This is a genomic window from Marinobacter lacisalsi (assembly GCF_042651045.1).
In the GTDB taxonomy this organism is placed as follows: domain Bacteria; phylum Pseudomonadota; class Gammaproteobacteria; order Pseudomonadales; family Oleiphilaceae; genus Marinobacter; species Marinobacter lacisalsi.
This window is the reverse complement of sequence record NZ_JBHSDI010000001.1, coordinates 703,430-721,356: the sequence shown is the minus strand read 5'-3', so window position 1 is coordinate 721,356 and position 17,927 is coordinate 703,430. Positions and strand designations below refer to the sequence as shown.

14 protein-coding genes are annotated in these 17,927 nt (G+C 62.7%); 6 read left to right on the top strand and 8 right to left on the bottom strand.

The annotated features are described in order from the left end of the window. Positions 1 to 8: 8 nt before the first annotated feature. The 4 genes from tssL to tagH are packed head-to-tail and all read right to left on the bottom strand — an operon-like array spanning position 9 to position 4,367. Positions 9 to 1,319 carry a type VI secretion system protein TssL, long form gene (gene tssL, locus ACFOZ5_RS03265; protein WP_379885382.1) on the bottom strand — a complete coding sequence of 437 codons (1,311 nt, stop codon included), beginning with the start codon at positions 1,317 to 1,319 and terminating at the stop codon, positions 9 to 11. Between the two features lie 41 nt (positions 1,320 to 1,360). Beyond that, positions 1,361 to 2,683: a type VI secretion system baseplate subunit TssK gene (gene tssK, locus ACFOZ5_RS03260; protein ID WP_379885381.1), complete on the bottom strand. Its 1,323-nt coding sequence runs from the start codon at positions 2,681 to 2,683 to the stop codon at positions 1,361 to 1,363. Between the two features lie 54 nt (positions 2,684 to 2,737). Then, positions 2,738 to 3,199, bottom strand: a complete 462-nt coding sequence (gene tssJ, locus ACFOZ5_RS03255) for a type VI secretion system lipoprotein TssJ (protein ID WP_379885380.1) — start codon at positions 3,197 to 3,199, stop codon at positions 2,738 to 2,740. A 7-nt stretch (positions 3,200 to 3,206) separates the two neighbouring features. Beyond that, the gene (tagH, locus tag ACFOZ5_RS03250) at positions 3,207 to 4,367 is read right to left on the bottom strand and encodes a type VI secretion system-associated FHA domain protein TagH (RefSeq protein ID WP_379885379.1); all 1,161 of its coding nucleotides are present in this window, start codon (positions 4,365 to 4,367) and stop codon (positions 3,207 to 3,209) included. Positions 4,368 to 4,927: 560 nt separating this feature from the next. On the opposite strand from tagH, the gene ACFOZ5_RS03245 reads away from it, so the two are divergent. Further along, positions 4,928 to 6,910 (top strand): serine/threonine-protein kinase, encoded by a 1,983-nt coding sequence (locus tag ACFOZ5_RS03245; RefSeq protein WP_379885378.1) that lies wholly within the window; start codon positions 4,928 to 4,930, stop codon positions 6,908 to 6,910. A 46-nt stretch (positions 6,911 to 6,956) separates the two neighbouring features. Here the strand turns inward: ACFOZ5_RS03245 and ACFOZ5_RS03240 are convergent, their stop codons facing one another. Together ACFOZ5_RS03240 and ACFOZ5_RS03235 are read right to left on the bottom strand one after the other, a co-directional pair. Then, on the bottom strand, positions 6,957 to 9,062 hold the full coding sequence (locus ACFOZ5_RS03240; RefSeq protein WP_379885377.1) for a tRNA(Met) cytidine acetyltransferase TmcA: 2,106 nt from the start codon (positions 9,060 to 9,062) through the stop codon (positions 6,957 to 6,959). Beyond that, the gene (locus tag ACFOZ5_RS03235; RefSeq protein ID WP_449288616.1) at positions 9,062 to 9,445 is read right to left on the bottom strand and encodes a DUF2237 family protein; all 384 of its coding nucleotides are present in this window, start codon (positions 9,443 to 9,445) and stop codon (positions 9,062 to 9,064) included. Before ACFOZ5_RS03235 ends, ACFOZ5_RS03240 begins: the two co-directional genes overlap by 1 nt. A 79-nt stretch (positions 9,446 to 9,524) precedes the next feature. Between ACFOZ5_RS03235 and ACFOZ5_RS03230 the strand changes: the two genes are divergently transcribed. The 3 genes from ACFOZ5_RS03230 (at position 9,525) to ACFOZ5_RS03220 (ending at position 13,645) form a co-directional block, all read left to right on the top strand. After that, positions 9,525 to 11,801, top strand: a complete 2,277-nt coding sequence (locus ACFOZ5_RS03230; protein WP_379885425.1) for an ATP-dependent helicase — start codon at positions 9,525 to 9,527, stop codon at positions 11,799 to 11,801. A gap of 9 nt (positions 11,802 to 11,810) precedes the next feature. Beyond that, the gene (locus ACFOZ5_RS03225) at positions 11,811 to 12,326 is read left to right on the top strand and encodes a DUF4124 domain-containing protein (RefSeq protein ID WP_379885376.1); all 516 of its coding nucleotides are present in this window, start codon (positions 11,811 to 11,813) and stop codon (positions 12,324 to 12,326) included. A gap of 194 nt (positions 12,327 to 12,520) precedes the next feature. After that, positions 12,521 to 13,645, top strand: coding sequence for an OmpA family protein (locus ACFOZ5_RS03220; RefSeq protein ID WP_379885375.1), 1,125 nt, complete (start codon positions 12,521 to 12,523; stop codon positions 13,643 to 13,645). A gap of 51 nt (positions 13,646 to 13,696) precedes the next feature. Here the strand turns inward: ACFOZ5_RS03220 and ACFOZ5_RS03215 are convergent, their stop codons facing one another. Then, a complete protein-coding gene (locus tag ACFOZ5_RS03215; RefSeq protein ID WP_379885374.1) occupies positions 13,697 to 14,908 on the bottom strand; it encodes a methyltransferase in 1,212 nt (403 codons plus the stop codon). A gap of 4 nt (positions 14,909 to 14,912) precedes the next feature. Further along, a complete protein-coding gene (locus ACFOZ5_RS03210; protein ID WP_379885373.1) occupies positions 14,913 to 15,749 on the bottom strand; it encodes a polyphosphate kinase 2 family protein in 837 nt (278 codons plus the stop codon). A gap of 116 nt (positions 15,750 to 15,865) precedes the next feature. On the opposite strand from ACFOZ5_RS03210, the gene ACFOZ5_RS03205 reads away from it, so the two are divergent. Next, positions 15,866 to 16,675: a TatD family hydrolase gene (locus ACFOZ5_RS03205; RefSeq protein WP_379885372.1), complete on the top strand. Its 810-nt coding sequence runs from the start codon at positions 15,866 to 15,868 to the stop codon at positions 16,673 to 16,675. Between the two features lie 17 nt (positions 16,676 to 16,692). Beyond that, positions 16,693 to 17,901 (top strand): HD-GYP domain-containing protein, encoded by a 1,209-nt coding sequence (locus ACFOZ5_RS03200; protein ID WP_379885371.1) that lies wholly within the window; start codon positions 16,693 to 16,695, stop codon positions 17,899 to 17,901. Positions 17,902 to 17,927 lie beyond the last annotated feature (26 nt).

Sequence of the window (17,927 nt, the reverse complement as noted above, 5' to 3'; positions counted from 1 at the left end):
CCTCTTCCTTAAGTTTCCGGTACCAGGAGGATTTCCACGCGACGATTGCGGGCGCGGTTCTCAGCGGTATCGTTCTTGAACAGGGGCTCGGCTTCGCCCCTGCCCTCCGGCCATAACCGCCCCTTGAGGTTGCCGTTGCGCCCCAGCATATCGGACACCGAGGTGGCCCGCGCCAGCGACAGGTGCCAGTTGGAGGGGTACCGCGTGGTGGCAATCGGCCGGTTATCCGTATGGCCGGTCACCAGTATGGAACCACTGGTGGATTCCAGGGCCCGGGCAATCTTGCTGATCACCGGGACCATGTCCTCGCTGACGTCGACACCGCCGGAGACGAACAGCGCCTCATTGCCGATACGCAGCCGGGTGCCGGCGCCTTCCCCGTCCAGCTCCACCAGCCCCATGTCGATCTCGGTCTGCAGCATCTGCTTCAGGTAGCGCAGGTCGTCCGGGTTGCCTGGACCTTCCTGGGCCGGGCGCTCGGGCACGCCGACACTGTTGAGGTCCGCCAGTACCGGCTCCGCAAACGAATCGAGCAGATGGGTCGACCACAGGTAACCCAGCAAAAGCGCCACCGCACAGACAGCAGCTCCCACCCACAGGGGGATGCCATGGGTCAGCCCGGCACCCGGGGTAACCCGGTCTTCCCAGCTGCGATCAAAGGGTGTGGAAAAACGCCCCTGATCAGCGCAGATCTCGTGGTACAGGCAGTCCCGCAGGATATCCAGCTGCTCCTCACCGCGCTCCTCGACCCGGTAACGCCCCTTGAAACCCAGCGACAGGCACAGGTACTGCAGCATCATCACCGGCACATTGGAGGTGCGCCGTGCCTTGTCCACCAGTTCGAAGAAATGGGTGCCGGACCAGGTCTGGGAGTGGAACTCCGACAGCAGGGAGGCCGCCGCCCACTGGCCGCTCTGCCCCCAGCTACTGTTGAGTACGATCTCGTCCAGCAGGGCACAGACACAGTAGGAGGCTACATCAACGGTTTCCGGGCTCTGGTCCGCCGCCTTCAGCGCCGCCCGGTATTCACGCACCAGGTCCATGCACTGGCGCCGCAGGTGGGTCATGTCTTCCACGCTTTCCGCCCGGGACAGGCGGTTGGCCACGGACAGTAGCCGTGAGGCCTCATCACAAACCGGCCCCAGCTGGGTGGATGGCAGGCGGAAACGGCCTGTGGAGTCAGTTGGAAAACCACCGTCGGTGCTACCCCCACCCGGGGATGACAGCAGGGTGCGGTCATCGTCAGGTGATGGCCGATCGGGCCTCGGATCTACCTGCCGGGCACCCGGCCTGGGCTTGATTACGGTACTGTCGTTCATGTCGTCGTCCCTGTCTGATCCTCAACGTCCCTGAGTCTGGATTACTGCCTGATGGCCCAGAGTTCCAGCTTGAGACCGGGGTAGTTACCGGACACATGCAGGGCGAGGCCACCGCTCTGCTTGAGCTGCTCCCAGCGGTCACTCTTGTTGTCCAGCAGGAAGTAGTGATAGCCGGCGTGGAACGGAATCTGCCGTGGCGCCACCGGCAGGGCACTGATACCGATACCCGGCAGGTGGTTGTTGACCAGATCGCGAATGTGCTCCACCGGTCCCAGCTTGATCTGGGCCGGCAGGCGACGGCGGATGTCCTCGGTGGTGAGGTCTGCCTGCACCGCCAGCACAAACTGGGCGGTTTCCAGCATGGACTTGTCGGTCAGCGGGGCCACCTTGATGCCGAACTGGGCCTCTTCCAGCTTCAGCGCGACCGCAGTCTGCTCCAGCACCGTGCTCAGCGACTGGCTGAGGGCCGCAGCCAGGTCACCGAAGGTTTCCGTGAGCCGGTCATGGCGATATTCCGGCAACTTCGGTGGTACTTTCTCGGCGCGGGTAAAGGTGGCTAGTTCACCGATCAGGGTGACCACCAGCTCATAGAAGCGTTCCGGATGCACCAGCGGGCTGTCCTTGAGATGCTCCAGGGTCGGCTGCCAGCGGTTCAGGGTTTGCAGCATGAGCACATCAAACAGCGTTGTGGACTGCTCGGCGCCTTTCTGCATGCGCCCGGCCAAGGCCTTGCCCCGCTGCTTGACCATGGCCAGGGATTCGCGCACCAGTGAGGACAGTGGCGCAATACGGTCAATATCCAGGCAGGGCGGCATGAAATTACGGTCGAGGCGTACTTCCTTGTCGGCAATCACTTCCACCACCCGGGCTACGGGGATGGCCGCGTAGCCGGCCAAATCCTCGCGCCCCATACGCAGGGACGGGTTCAGTCGGGCCAGGCCAAGGGTTTCTTCCTCGCCGCTTTCGTCGGAATCATCCTGGACACTGCTCTCCTGGAACAGGTACCGGGCCACCTGCCCCTGGTCCGGCACCGCAATATTGATACCGGCCTGGCGCTCGGTAGGCACCGCCAGCCAGATCAGCTCATCCCGGGCATCGCCAGGCACGTCAAGCTCCAGGCCATCGCTCTGGTCGAAGGAGAACGGCATGCCATCCGGGAAAATACCGGTCACCCTGACCAGGCTGATCTGACCGAGGGCCGGAGCCTGCTGGTCCATGACCAGCTCCCGCACACCGTAACCATGCGGGTTCATCAGGTTGTGGCGCTGGCAGGCGGAGTGGTACAGGAAGCGGTCCTGTTGCTGGAAATGCTGAGGTCTGAGCAACATGCCCTCAGACCAGGCGACTTTGGCCAATCGTTCCATGATGTGCTGTCCTTTTTAATCTGTTGCGTTCCGGGCTCTGGTCAGCAAGCCCGGTTAGTCGCGAATCCGCTCTAGCCCGAGGCCGTCCACGGCGATCCTGATGTCCTGATAGCCCTTCGGCTTGGCATCCAGGATCATTTTCCACTCGGCCTCATCAATATTCTGGAAAGCCGCCACAATCCCCAGGTAGCGAGTGTTTTCGTGCAAGGTCATGGTGGGCAGCTTTTCCACCAGCTCCGGACGCAGCAACACTTCCTGCATCGACAGCAGATCCTCGTTCAGCACACTGTCTGGCTCGTCGTACAGGTCGAAGAACCCGGCGCTGCGGAAAGTGTCCACGGACCGCAGCTCATACACCCGGATCACCAGCGGCGAGGCCCGTCCGGACGCATCGGGGTTGATGTCGTCACTGGCCTCGAAACTGAGGTTGGTATAAGGGTCCACCACGTAATTGGCCACGGCGCAGCCGTTCAGCAGCACTACACTTACCAGGAACAAACACTGAAACCATCGCATTGTCTGACTACTCCCTTTCACTACGACTGACCGCCACTTCATAGGCGTCCACAAAAGTATCGCTGCGCAGCATACGGTCGACATCGCCGTACTCCTGCAGATGCTGCTGGCGCTGCTCATGCATTGCTGCCAGCGCTTTACGCGTCCGGAGCAACCCGCCGCCGGCCTCACCGGACGGGGGCTGCAGGATATCCCGGATAACCTCCTCCACACCCTGTAACAGCGCGCGCTCATGGCTGACCACATCACTGAACGCCTGGGAAACCGCTTCCTCCGGCCCCAGGAAGGAGGGGTGCCGGCGGAACAGCAGACTTTCCAGGGCATCGCTGGAGGTGGCGGAGAATTTCAGCGGATTGTTTTCACTGCGCTGGAAGAGGGTCTGCTTTACCCGCAGCTGCTGCTTCTGTCGGGCTCGCATATGCAGCAGGTCCAGCAGCCGGTCCAGCAGGGTTCTGGTCAGGTCGCCCAGGGCGCGACACTGGCCGGCGGTGAGCGACGCCGGGTCCATCCCCCGCAGACCGAGCCCCTCCAGCAGTGCCTGGAGCTGATCAGCCTGCTGCTTCGTTGCCCGTTCGGTTTCTTCCTCCGGCCCGGACACCGACCCCCAGTCCCATTGATCGGGAATGCCCGATTTCGGCATCTCAACGTGGCTGTCACCCAGGAAGCGTTCATTGAGCCCGGATGCCAGCACTGAATTCATGTCACTGCTGCCCTGCCCCCGGGGCACAGGCTCCGGATCAGGCGTGGGCATGGCGCTGGCGAGGGCAGAAGATGAAGCAGCAGGCTGCTCCGGGGCAGCCATGGCCGCTGCCTTGTGACCGGCATTGGCAGCTGTTTCCGCCCCCACCAGACTCACAGACAGCTCATAATCGCCGAAACGCAGGCGGTCGCCATTGTTGAGGGGCGACTCGGCATCAGAACCCAGCGGGTCCGGACTATCGTTGATAAACACACCGTTGGTTGAGATATCACGGATCAGAAAACGGCCGTTGCCGTCGCAACGGATCTCCGCGTGGCGGGAAGAGACCACCTTGCCGGGGTCAGGCAGGTGCCAGTCACAGGCTTCCGAACGACCGACCACCCAAGTCTGACCGGGCGCGAATCGTCTGGTGGAGGTGACGGCGGGCGATAACCGCTGATAGCTGGTGATGGCGAGCTCGATTTCCATGAGCCAATCCTTCCTTTGACATCTGTCCTGGCCCGGCAGCCTGGCGGCTGACGCGCATTCCCGACCTGCCGGGGCAGGTACATCCTGGGTTGGAGGCAAGCGGCGCCGCCTCTATTACGGTGGACGCCCGATTACCGACCGGACAGAGATTATGCACAGTGCCAGGTAATGTCAATCACGGTTATCCCGGCCTGCGATCGCCTGACCATACATAACCGGAGACGCGTCACATTACCGACCTTTAAGGAAAACAGGCCGCTTGACTTGATGCATCCTACCTGACTAGCATTCCAGTCTCAGGAATTCTGACGCGCCCTGACTCCGTTCCGAACCAGAACGATGTCAGCCAGCCGTTAATCCTCAGGGAGCAAGAGGAACGGGCAACCGACCAACACCGTCGGCTCTGCCGGACCGGTCTGACTCATGGCACCGGCCATTACCCCTTACGCACTCTCCCTGACCCTGACAGTGAAACGCCTGACGGCCATACCGAGCCCCTGAATTCCGGCCCGGACAGGCGCATGCGCACCCATGGACGAACAGCGGTAAGGATATTCCGGATGGACGCCAACGACACCATTCTTGACGACAGCACCCAAACCCACACACCGGGTTTGCAGGCGCCTGCGGACAGAGGGCATGACGCGCCTGAAGGCCCCCGCCACAAGCGCCTGGGCATGTTGCTGAATGGCCGCTACCGGATTGTTTCCCTGATCGCCTCAGGCGGCATGAGCGATGTCTACAAGGCCGTGGACCAGAACCTGGAGAAGGCCGGTTCCCGGGACTGCATGGTGGCCCTGAAAATCCTGCGCACCAGCCTGACCCGCGACCCGGGCGCCCGCAGCCTGCTGGCCCGGGAAGCCGCCAAGTCCAAGCGCCTGTCCCACCCCAACATCATCCGTATCCACGACCTGAACCACGACGGCGATACCTGGTTTCTGGTCATGGAACTGCTGGAAGGCGAGCCGCTGTCACGGATTATCCAGCGGGCCAAACCCAACGGCCTGAAGTGGAAAGGCTGCGTCGCGGTTCTGCGGCAGGTGGCCAGCGCCCTGGAGTATTCCCACAGCCAGGGCATTGTTCACGCCGACCTGAAGCCGTCCAATATCTTCTTTACCCGGGAAGGCCGCATCAAACTACTGGATTTTGGTGTGTCCCGGGCGCTCCAGGCCCAACAGCCGGAAGACTACCTGAACCCCCGTGGCGAGGATGAAACCTCCATCTACGGCTATACCCCGGCCTACGCGTCGCCGGAACTGATCGAGGGCAAGGACCCATCGCCCCAGGATGACCTGTATGCCCTGGCCTGTATCAGCTATGAACTGCTGTCTTCCCGGCACCCCTTCGATCGCCAGAAGCTGACCCTGGAAGAGCTGGGCACCTACAAGCTGAAAAAGCCCAAAAGCATGCCCCGCCGCTTCTGGCGGGTGGTCAAGCGCAACCTCCGCTACGACCCCCGCTACAGCTCCCTGGAACTGATCCAGCGGCGCATGACGCCGTTGCGCTGGCAGCCATGGGCCGCCTCGGCGGTAGTGGTTGTGGCAGCAGCGGCAGGAAGCTTCCTCTGGTATCAGCAATACACACGGGCCATGGCCGCCGAACAGACCCTCGCGGAAAAGGAACAACACGAGGCGGAGATCAGCCGGGTGATGGCGCTGCCCCCGGAACAGCTATTGACGGAAGTGGACGCGTTACCGTCACTGGAACGAAACGGCATCCTGCGCCAGCAGTCCGATCAGCTGCTGGACTGGTACCTGACACGGATTGAGGGCATCCTGGTCGGTGGTCGCAGTGACCAGGAGCTACCGGACATTCCCGCCGCCCTCGACCTGCTGGCGGAGGCCGGCACCATCTACCCGCGGGATCGCCAGCTGGCCGAACTGGAGGATCAGATCATTCGCCGTCGCCAGTCCCTGGAGGCCGCACTCGGTGATGAGCTGGCGGCACGACTGGTCGAGGGTGACTATCGCAGCCAGCAAGCCTGGGAAGACGTAACGGAACTCACCCGTGACCTCCAGTTGATTGGCGCCAGGACATTCACGCCCTCCGAAGAAGCGGTCCAGCAATTCGACCAGCAACTGTCTGAAGCCCTGGACTCCGACAACGACGCGGCCCTGGCCCGCCTGCTGATCCTTGGTGAACGGCTGTTCGCCGACCAGCCTGGCGTGTCCGAGAAACTGGCCCGGGCAGCCACCATGGAAACCTCCATCAAGGAGCTTGGGGAATACTACGCCGAAATCGCCAACGGCAATGATCAGGCCGTGTTCCCGGCCGAGGCGGCCGAGGACTTCTACGCCGACCGCTTCGAACGCTGGCGCAATGAAATCGCCAATGCCGGCAGCCGCGACCAGTTGGACAAGGTCTACGAGGAGATGATCTCTGTACTGAACCGACTGCCGTCCAATTTCGAGCCCCTGGCCAACGTCCGCCAGCAACTGTCAGACGCTTACCTGGCCATGGCCGACAGCATGCTGGCCCGCAACCGGACCCGGCAGGCCCAGCCGCTGCTGTCACGGGCGAGGGAGTTGATGAGGACGCCTTGAGGGTCACGAAACCCGCTGGGTGTCGCAGGAGACCTCGACCACCACCTCAATCGGATGCGAGCAACCCGACGACCAGCCGCCTCAATCGAGCCTCGCCATCACGACGCCCGGTGCAGAGGCTTGTCGACCGGACGGCGTCCCAGCTCTGGTTCTGAACCACGCATTTGACCCACAGATCAGCCTCCCTGGAAGGCTGTAATCTGCTGGCGACACAAGCCTGAACAGTGAGCCGCTTCAACGCCGGCAAGGTCAACTCAAAACCCCGATGCCCGTGAGCAAAAGCGTCCAACTCAATAAGCTCCTGCTCCGTGAGGGGCACCGCAGCCGGAAGATCAGCCGTGATTGCGAGAACCAGCGACGGCGCCAGGGCGGGCCAGACCACCGGCAGCAACACCGGCCATTGCTCGGCGAATCGTGCGGACAGGCGTTGTTGAGCCGCGACACCCCGGTGACTTAACCCCTTCAACATCTGTACCGCGTATTCGCCGGAACTGGCCTCGCGGCTGATGCCAAGGCGAACCGTGGCAAAGCCGGAGGATTGCCAGAACGGCAATAGCTCTTCCGCAGCGCCATAGCTGGTGCCGATGGCATCCAGCCCCATCTCCGAGGCCCTCTGGATGGTGTGACCCAGCAGTGTTCGGCCAATGCCCTGGCGACGGCACTGGTGGTGGACCGCCACCCGCACCACGCGCAACATCCGCAACGTGGCCGCCTCCACATCACCGCCGTGATTGGCCAGGGACTGGGGCAGCAGGTGGCCTTTCAGCCTGCGCTCGCCCCGCAGGACGCTATGCGCGAGGGCCGGCTCCAGGCCACCTTCGACCGTTGCCCATAGCACACCGACGATGTCCGCCCCCTGCCTTGCCACGACGGTGACCGCTTCGGGGTCGTCCATCCACTGGCGCAGGTCGCCGGGGGTGGTGCGATAGTGAGCATCCACCAGCAGGCCAAAGGCCCGGGAAAGTTCAGCCTCACTGGCCTGGCCCGGTTGCCAGTCTTCAATAGTGATGTTGCCGGTTAGCTCCGCGCCCTTCGCATCCGCATCCAACAGGAAAAGCCGGTTGACCAGCGGCTCCAGGGGGTCCTGTGGGGACCAGCGTACCGGCTGATCCAGAGTCAACGATTGCCAGTGGGGCGTCTCCCGGTCCAGGACTGACCGGAAACGAAGGTTAAACCCCCGCCCGGAGCCCTCATAGCCGTGCACTGTCGACGCAAAGACGACCCTGGGCCAGCCAAGCAGGATCTGCTTCAGCAGGGGCGACGGGAGGGCGGCGGCCTCATCCACCAGGACCAGTTCCGCCTCCGGGCGAGTGGCCAGCAGCTCGTCCGCCGGGAGCCACTCCAGTCTGGCGCCGGCCTCAAGCTGCAACCTTGTCTGGCCGTGATAGTCGATGCCCATCTGATCCGCCGCGTGTCGAAACAGACTCGCAACATTGTCCTTGCGCGGCGACACCACCACGATGCGGTTTCGCCCGCCCTGCAGTAACCGGACTGCGGCGATACCCAGCGCCGCCGACTTGCCCCGGCCCCGGTCGGCGGTCATCACCAGTGGGCGCCGGCGTCGGCCCTGACCAGCGCGAACGATGGCATTGATGGCCTGTTCCTGATCCGGGGTGCCCGCCACCTGGAATGGCGGCTGTCCGGAATCTGAGTGGGACAAAACTGGCAGCGAATCGGGATTGTCTGCGGATAACCGGATAACGGCCCCATCGTCCGAGATGGTGCGGGCCATTCGCGCCAGGAAGGGGTGGTGACCGCCAGCCGGCAGCCCCATCCGGGCATAATCCGGATCCGGAAAAGCCGACCAGTCCGCCAGCGGCGGCACCAGCCAGAGCCACAGTCCTCCGGCCTGGATGGTGCCGGCCATGGCCGCCAGGGCATCTGGCGGGTTACCCTGCCAGCCATCCCAGACCACCAACGGGGTTTCCGTGCCAAGCCGTTGCCGGGCCTTGGCGGTCGCGAGTGGCTGGAGTGCGGAGTGGGGGTTACATTGGCTCTCCCCCACCCAAAAACCATGCTCCGGCGCCAGCTTCTCGAGAACACCACGCGCACAGGAAAGCACCTGATCACGCTCGCCCTCGATCAGCACCAGTCGCCGCTCACCCCGCACCGCCAGTTGCTCCGTCAGGGCCTGCCACTCGTTGCCCGCCACTAGCTCAGATCCACCCCATGGCGTTTCAGGTCCGCCAGGTCACAGACCTCCAGTGCCGCTTTGTGGGTGGCCCGTAACCGGACCCGGGGGGCACAACCTGCCTCCAGGGCTTCGTTCCAGCGGGCCGCACACAGGCACCAGCCGTCGCCGGCCCGCAGACCGGGAAAATCGAATTCCGGCCGTGGTGTGCTCAGGTCATTGCCCTTGCTGCGGGAAAAGGCCAGGAACTCGTCGGTGACCACGGTGCAGACGGTATGGCTGCCGAGATCGTCCGGGCCGGTATTGCAACAGCCATCCCGATAGAAGCCGGTGAGCGGATCGTTGCCGCAGGCCTCCAGGGTCTCGCCCAGTACGTTGACCGACTCTTCCAGTACCATTGCCATGCTGTCGCTCCTTGTCTGAAATGAGCCGCCATTATGGGGGAAGGATGACCGGGTGTCAGGGGCCCTTTACAATGGTGCCATGACCAGCCAACTCCCCGACTTTCTTACCTCCGAACAGCGCGACATTATCACCGCCGGCCACGAGCATGCGCTGATTACCGCCGTGGCCGGCAGTGGCAAGACCACCACCCTGGCCTGGCGCCTGCGCTGGCTGCTGCAACAGGGCCACGACCCGCGGCGCATGCTGGTGCTGATGTTCAACCGCAGCGCCCGCGTCGACTTTGAACGCAAGCTGCGGGATGTCACCCGTGACCTGGGGCTGACGCTGCCGGAGGTGCGTACCTACCACGCCATGGGCCTGCGGCTGTACAAGCGTTTTGTGCAGGAGGGCTACCTGCCCGCCTTCTCCGACAGGATTCTCACCGAGCAGGAGATCAGCTACCAGGCCTGGCTGCTGACCCGGCAGCTGGCCCCGGAAGATCTGGCGGACGAGATACGCCGCAACAAGAAGGATTATGTGGAGACCGCCACCAACTTCATCGACCTGGTGAAGACCACCCTCACGCCGGTGGAAGTGGTGTTCGAGGAGCTGGGCTACAGCGACCGCCACCGTTACCTGATCGACCTGTTCCATGCCTTCGAGCAATGGCGCAAGGAGCGCAGCCAGATCACCTTCGCCGATATGCTCTACGAGCCGGTGATGGCCATTCACCAGAACACGGCCCTGCAGCGGCTGGTGGGTAACAAGATGGACCTGGTGCTGGTGGACGAGTACCAGGACACCAACGAGATCCAGCACCTGCTGCTGCGCTACGTGGCCGGTGACCGGGCCCGGGTCACGGTGGTGGGCGACCCGGACCAGACCATCTACGAGTTCCGTGGCGCCAGGCCGGAATTCATCCTGCGACGCTTCCGGGAGGAATTCGACGAGCCACTGCAGCACACCCTGAGCTACAGCTTCCGCTACGGCCATCGGGTGGCGCTGCTGGCCAATCACCTGATCACCCACAACCAGGGCCGTCACGACGTGCTGTGCCACGCCCACCCTTCCACGCCGGCCAGCCGCATCCAGCTCCATGAGAGCGAGCAGGATGGGGGCGTGGTGGTCAAGCTGCTGGAAGGGCTGCCCGAAGCCGAACAACAGCAGACCGCCATCCTGTTCCGGGTCTGGAGCCAGAGTGTTCCCATTGAACTGCGACTGCTGGCGCGGCAGATCCCCTATCGCATTGATGCCGGCAAGGGGGCCCTGTTCAGCCGTGAGGTGGAGGCCATCACGAGCCTGTTGAAGGTGGTCACCGGACAACTTCCCCACCTGACCGCCCAGGACCGGCTGGACACAGCCCGCAACCTGCTGCGCTTCCCCCACGTAGGCCTGAAGGAGCAGGAGCTGGGCCATATGGCACAGATGCTCGCGGGTTTCGAATCCGACTGGGGTAACTGCCTGCTCAGCCTGGACGAGTCCGCCCTCGGCCCCATGCCGGCCCGCAAGTTACGGCGCCTGGGCGAGGCGCTGGTGTCGCTCAGCGGCTTCTCCGGCTCCGTGGCCACCCTGCTGGGCCGGTACGCGGAACAGACCGAACTGTTCGAGGGCATTCGCGGCCTCGCCCTTACCCATGAAACCGCCAATGAACGTATTGATACCGTGCAGGGCTTCCGGGCCTATCTGGCGTCACTGGACGTGCCGCCGGCCGAGGCCCTCCAGCACCTGCAGACGCTGAGACGTCAGGCCCTGGAGCGGCAGGACCACAACAGCGAGGACAACCGTGGTGTACTGCTGTCCACCATCCACCGCACCAAGGGGCTGGAGTGGTCACGGGTAATCATCCCCGGGCTGCAGGAAAAATACCTGCCCTACAGCCCGCGTCAGCAGGATGACCTGCAGGCTTTCATGGAAAGCGAGCGTCGCCTGCTGTACGTCGCCATAACCCGTACCCGGAATGAATTGCACCTGATCACCCGCCCCGGGGGCACACGTCCCGCGGTGGATGCGGACCAGGCCCCCAGCCGATTTGTGGGTGAACTCTGCCATGACCTGAGCGAACGATTTGGCCGCTGGCTGGACCAACGTAAACAGGGCCATGAAGACAGCGACCAGTTCGAGGTAGACCTGCCGCTGACCCCGGTAGGCCAGCGCTATGCCAGCCGTGAGACTGTCAGCCTGAAGGGCGAGGCCCCCAGCCCGGTGACCGACAACCAGCCCCTGTGGGCCTGTCAGCGACTGAACCACGCCATTTTCGGGCCAGGGACTGTGCTTGCCGAGGAGGAATCGTCGTTTGATGTGCGTTTCGATGAGGGGCGACTACTCACCTTCAGCAAGAAAAGCGCGCACCTGTATTTCCGGGCCATCACCCAATGAGGCTTGCCAATGTTCAGGTTCAGGAAAACCGCTCAGCAATCAGGCCTCTGGCTATGGCTGGGGCTGATCACACTGCTGTTTAGCGTGACCGCATCAGCAGCCGGTGAGTCAGTGTACCGGTGCGAGGGGCCGGACGGGGTCCAGTTCTCCGACCAGCCCTGTGGCCCGGATCCCGAAACCGTCATCCTACGGGACAACCGGGTTGGCGGCAGCGTCGGTGACAACCTGCCTGACTTTGACAGCTACCCGGATGACAGCGCCGACGACGAGCCCGGGGTAGCGGAAGATGACACCTGCCGCTTTATCAGTTCCACCGACCTGCGCACCTACCTGGCCCGGGAACAGGTGGTGCGTGGTATGACCCGCGAGCACGTGAAAAGGGCGTTCGGTCCTACCTCGGAAGTCTACACAACCCCCCAGGAAACCTGGGTTTACCAGACCCGATACTACGGTGCCCTTTACGAGCTAACTTACGTTTATTTCAGAAACGGCTGCGTGGAACGCGTGGAGTACAGCAAACCCTGAGCCAGTTTTCCGATTCATTTCAATAAATTGAGAACCCGTCCACAAATTGCCTTCTGGTCATCTATCCCACTGACCTCTGCGTAGATACCGAACCTTCGTTAATTGTCACTTGTATACAGAGGGTTACAAAACTTAACTTAGTGCAAAGCGCCCGGAACAAGATGTCTTAAACTCGCAAGGAAAAAGGAATCGACATGAACACACTACGCCCCCTGTCCGCGGCCATACTTGCCGCTGCAGTCACTACCCCGACCCTGGCAAACGACGATATCGAGACGATCTATATCAACCCGTTTGCCGGTTATCAGTATTTTGACGACAAACGTGACCTGGACGAAGAAGCCACCTACGGCTTTGGCCTGGAATACCGGTTCCTGCCCCAGTGGGCTGTCGAGGCGGTCTACTCCACCGCCAACCCGGATATCAAGGGCAGCAGTGGCGACGTGGATTTCGATGAGGTTCGTGTCGACGGCCTGTACTATTTCGGAAGCCAGAGCGAAAAGGTCAACCCTTACCTGGCCGCCGGTGTGGGCCATGCCGACTTTGATGGCGGCACCACAACCACACCGGGCACCGAGCATGACGAAACCCGGGTCAACCTTGGTGGCGGTGTCCGCTACAACGTGACCGACCTTGTGTCACTGCGTGCTGACCTGCGTGCACTGCACGGCATTGACGAAAGCACCTTCGATGCCCAGGCGTCGCTGGGTCTGAGCCTCGCCTTCAGCCGCAACACCAGTGAGCCCGAGCCCCCCGCTCCCGCACCGGCTCCTGCGCCGGAACCGGATAGCGACGGCGACGGCGTACCCAACAACCGTGACCAATGCCCGGGCACGGTAGCCGGAGCCTCCGTTGACCGGAATGGTTGTGAGCTGGACAGCGACGGTGACGGCGTGGTTGATCGCCTGGACGATTGCCCCGGAACCCGGGCGGGCGCCGAAGTGGGCGAACGCGGGTGTGAGCTGGTCACCCTGGAGACCATCACTCTGTACATCACCTTCCCGCTGAACAGTGCAGAGATCGGTAACCAGTATGACGATGACATCCGTGAGATTGCCGATGCCCTGAAAGCCGACCCGGATGTGACCACGGAAATCGCCGGTCATACCGACAGCACTGGCGCCGCCGAGTACAACCAGGACCTGTCCCAGCGTCGTGCCGAAGCAGTGGCCGATCGTCTGATTCAGCTCTATGACATCGACAGCGACCGGGTAACACCGGTGGGCTACGGCGAGTCTGACCCGGTAGCCACCAACGAGACCGATGAAGGCCGTGCCCAGAATCGCCGGGTTGAAGCCCGCATTCAGGTTCGTCGCTGATCCGACGACGGTTCTTCACAACCGCTTAAAGGCGCCTCCGGGCGCCTTTTTTCATGCTCGTTTGAGAACCGCGTCCACCAACAGGTTACGGGGTGTCAGCACCCGATCGCAGAAGGTCCCCAGTCGCACCTCGTAACCGGACTCCTCCAGAAACAGCGTATAGTCCAGCACCACCCATAGCTCCAGGGGGCGGCGGAACAGATGGCGTAGCAGCTCGAATCGACGCACTGTGGCGGTTCTTGTCTCACCATGGTCCAGCCAATGGTCGAAATCCACGCCGTCAGGCAGGGCGAGCCCCTTCTGAACGGTGGCCCAGTGGCAGAAGGCCTCAAAACCCTCCTTCTCCAATCGCTTCGGATGCGGCGGCAGGGGCAGGTACTCATCCACACCTCTCAGCCAACGCTGCAGCCCATCAAACCCCAACCGCCACTGGCTGGCGCGGGCGGTCTGTAGCCTAACCCGGGTGGGTGCTGTGACCGTCTCCCGTACGGCCAGCCGCAGTTCGTCCCGACTCAATGCCAGGCTCGCATTGTTTGCACGGGCCCGGGAAGACAGGGGGCTGTACTGGTGGGTGCCGGTGAGATGATAGCAACAGGGGGAAAAACTGAGCCGGGGCTGGCGTCTCTCAACGCCATCGCGGATCAGCTTGCGGTGCAGGTCTCCACAGGCATGCAATGCCACACCATGGGCCTGTGGCGGCCAGGGCAGATCTTCAGCCATCACATCATGGCAGAGCAGAGTCACCGGGTCGCCATAGCGGGCCGCCAGGCGGTTGCCGTCCTCCACCAGATCAGCACTCCACTCGTAGCCGGTAACCGGCACCTTGCCACGCCGGGCGAGCGTGCGGGACAGGTGTCCCTTGCCACAACACCAGTCCAGTGGCGACTGGCCCAACGGCAACAGGGCGGCGGTGAAGGCCCCGGCCTGTTGCCGCTTGCGGCCGGGCATATCCACGGCATCCCGTTCCGCCAGGGTGGCCGCCTCCACTTCCGAGGGGCCGGGGTTCAGGTCCGGCAGCGATATCAACGCCGGATAATCCGTCAGCCCGGGTAGCCAATGCTTAATGTCCTCGACCAGTCGTTCCGGTTGTTCCTCGTAGCGTTCGCACCGGGCGTCATCAAGTTGCTCGAGCCACGCCGCCAGTGCCGGCCACTGGTGCGTCCATGACGGGGCCGGCTCCGCGAACGGCACCGGTTGCCAGAGCCCAAGATGTCGACGCAGCCAGTCATTGAGCTGCTGCCAGCGCTGGTCAAAGGATGTCATCGCCCTATTTGCCTTTCCCGCCTTCCTCGTCTTTCAGCAAGGCGCGGTACTGTTCGAGCACACCCTCATCGTATTCCGGATAGTCCGGCGCCAGATGCATCAGTTGCTCGGCGACAATGCGGGCGACCAGCGCCCGGGCCACCGGTTTGCGGTCGCCCGGAATAATCAGCCATGGAGCCTCTGGCGTATGGGTTGCGGCAATACCCTCTTCCACAGCCGCCAGGTACTCTTCGCGGCGACGCCAGGCTTCAATGTCGGAACGGTCGAATTTCCAGCGCTTGCGTGGCTTGTCCAGCCGCTTGAGCAGGCGCCGGCGATGCTCCCCGGGGGAGAGTTCCAGCCACACCTTGATCACGGTGGTACCCTCCTGCACCAGGTGCTGCTCAAAGGCCCGGATGGCGGCGTAGCGTGCCTGCCAGTTGTAGTGGTCCTCGTCGCGGACCGGCCACAGGCGTTCGGCCATGACGGCTTCGTGATGACTACGATTGAAGGCCGTCAGCTCCCCCAGCGCGGGCAGGTAGGAGACCACGCGCCATAGAAAATCATGGGCCCGCTCCAACTCATTTGGCCGGCTGAAGGACCAGGCATGAAAGCCGGCGGGATCCATGTAGGTTGCCAGTGTGCGAATCAGGCTGTCCTTGCCGCTGGCGTCCAGGCCGTGGAATACCAGCAGGCAGGCGTTGCGACCATTCGCCCACAATCGCCGCTGGTGCTCTCCGATCTGCTCCAGCTCGGGCTCAAGGTCGGGCACCAGATCGTCGTCTATATCCGAGGCATAATCACTCAACCGGGGCTGGCGGGGATCGTAGAGCCAGGGTTCGTTGAACCGTGTCGTTATCATGGGGATGGCAGGACTCCGGAAATGGCAACTTGATAGATTCAGGCTATGGCGACGATGGTTCGGTAACGACCGCCGGGGTGATAAACTGCTCACCTTTTACCATCAGGTTAGCAGCTATGAGCCGCAAGAGACGAGACATCCCTGTTTTCGACCAGCCCCTGATCGAGACCCATTGCCACCTTGACTACCTCAAGGACCGGCCCCTGGAGGAGACACTCGAGAAAACCCGGGGCGTGAACATTGAGCGGGTTATCACCATTGCCGTGTCTCCGGACAACCTGGCCAGGGTCCGTGAACTCAGTGGCCGCCAGCCGTGGCTGTACGGCACCCAGGGCATCCACCCCCACGACGCGGAATCCTACTCCGATGCCTGCGAGGAGGAAATCCGCCGTCATGGCAAGGACGACAAGATCGTCGCCATCGGTGAAATCGGTCTCGACTATTTCTACGACAACGCCGACCGCGAGGTCCAGAAACAGGTCTTCCGCCGTCAGTTGCAGATTGCCGCCGAACTGGACCAGCCGGTGGTGATCCATAGCCGGGAAGCGGACGAAGATACTATCCGTATCCTGTCCGAATTCGAGGATACACTGAAGCGCCGGGGCGTGATCCACAGCTTCACCTCCGGCCCCGGGCTGGCCCGCTATGCCCTGGACCAGGGCTGGTGCCTCGGCTTCAACGGTATCACCACCTTCAACAAGGCGGAAAACGTCAGGGACATTGTGCGCATGGCTCCCATCGAGCAGATCCTGCTGGAAACCGATTCCCCGTTCCTGACTCCGGTCCCGTATCGCGGTCGCGAGAACGCCCCGTTCTACCTGCCGTTCGTTGCCGAGAAGATCGCTGAGGTCAAAGAGCTGGATCTCAGCGAGGTGCTGGCCCAGACTTACCGGAACAGCCTGCGTACCTTCTTCCCGGCCGGCTGATTCAGGCGACTGCCAACATGATAAAACGCATTCCGCTGTCCGCCCTGCGCGTGGGGATGTACCTGACCGACCTCAACAACGACTGGGTACCCCACAACAACCAGCGGCGGAAGGGGTTTATCCGCAACGAGGCCACCATCGAAAAGATCGGGAGGCTGGGCGTCAAGTACATCTATATCGATACCGGACGGGGCCTGGACTCCCCCGATGGCGAGCCAGCCCATGAGGTGGACCAGGCCAATCAGGCCACACTTGACCGGGTAGCGGAAGAACCACCGGTGGCCTTCCGCCGGGCCGACATCGCCGATGAGATGGTCTCGGCCCTGGCCATTCACCAGCAGGCACAGGGCCTGGTGGGAAACCTGATGCAGAATGTGAAGCTGGGCAAGGCCATCGACCTGTCGCCAGTCCACGAACTGGCGGAAAACCTGCAGGGCTCTGTCTTCCGTAACCATAACGCCCTGGCCTGCCTGGGCCGCATCCGCGAGAAAGACAACTACCTGCTGGAACACTCAGTGAACCTGAGTGTGCTGATGTCCATCTTCGGCAAGTCGGTCGGGCATAGCAGCGATGTGCTGCACCAGACCATTGTTGGCGCCCTGCTCCATGATATTGGCAAGATTCTCACGCCGGACGAGATCCTTCACAAGCCCGGGCGCCTGACGCCTGAGGAGTTCGAAATCATGAAGGAGCATGCCGCCCATTCCCACCAGATCCTGGCCGGGACCGAGGGTATCGGCGAACTGTCTGTGCTGACCGCCGCCGAGCACCACGAGCGCCTGGATGGCAGCGGTTACCCGAAAGGACTGCGTGACGACGAGATTTCCGTCTACGGGCGAATGGCCGCCATTGCCGATGTGTACGACGCCATTACCAGTGACCGGGTCTACCACAAGGGCATGACGCCAACCCAGGGTCTGAAGAAGCTGCTTGAATGGAGCGGTGACCACCTGGACCCGACCCTGGTCCGCCACTTTATCCGTTGCCTGGGCCTCTACCCCGTGGGATCCATGGTGCTGCTGGAAAGTGGCCGCCTGGGCGTGGTGATTGAAGGCAACGAGGACGACCAGCGCCAGCCGGTGGTTCGGCTGATGTATCACACCCGGTTCCGCATGCCGATTCCGCTGGAGGTACTGGACCTGGCCCGGCCAGGCGTGCAGGACCATATCCTGCGGGCGGTCGAGCCGGACGACTACAAGCTGGACGTGCGCAAGTTTCTTCAATAACACACCGGGCCCGGCCCGAAGACCTC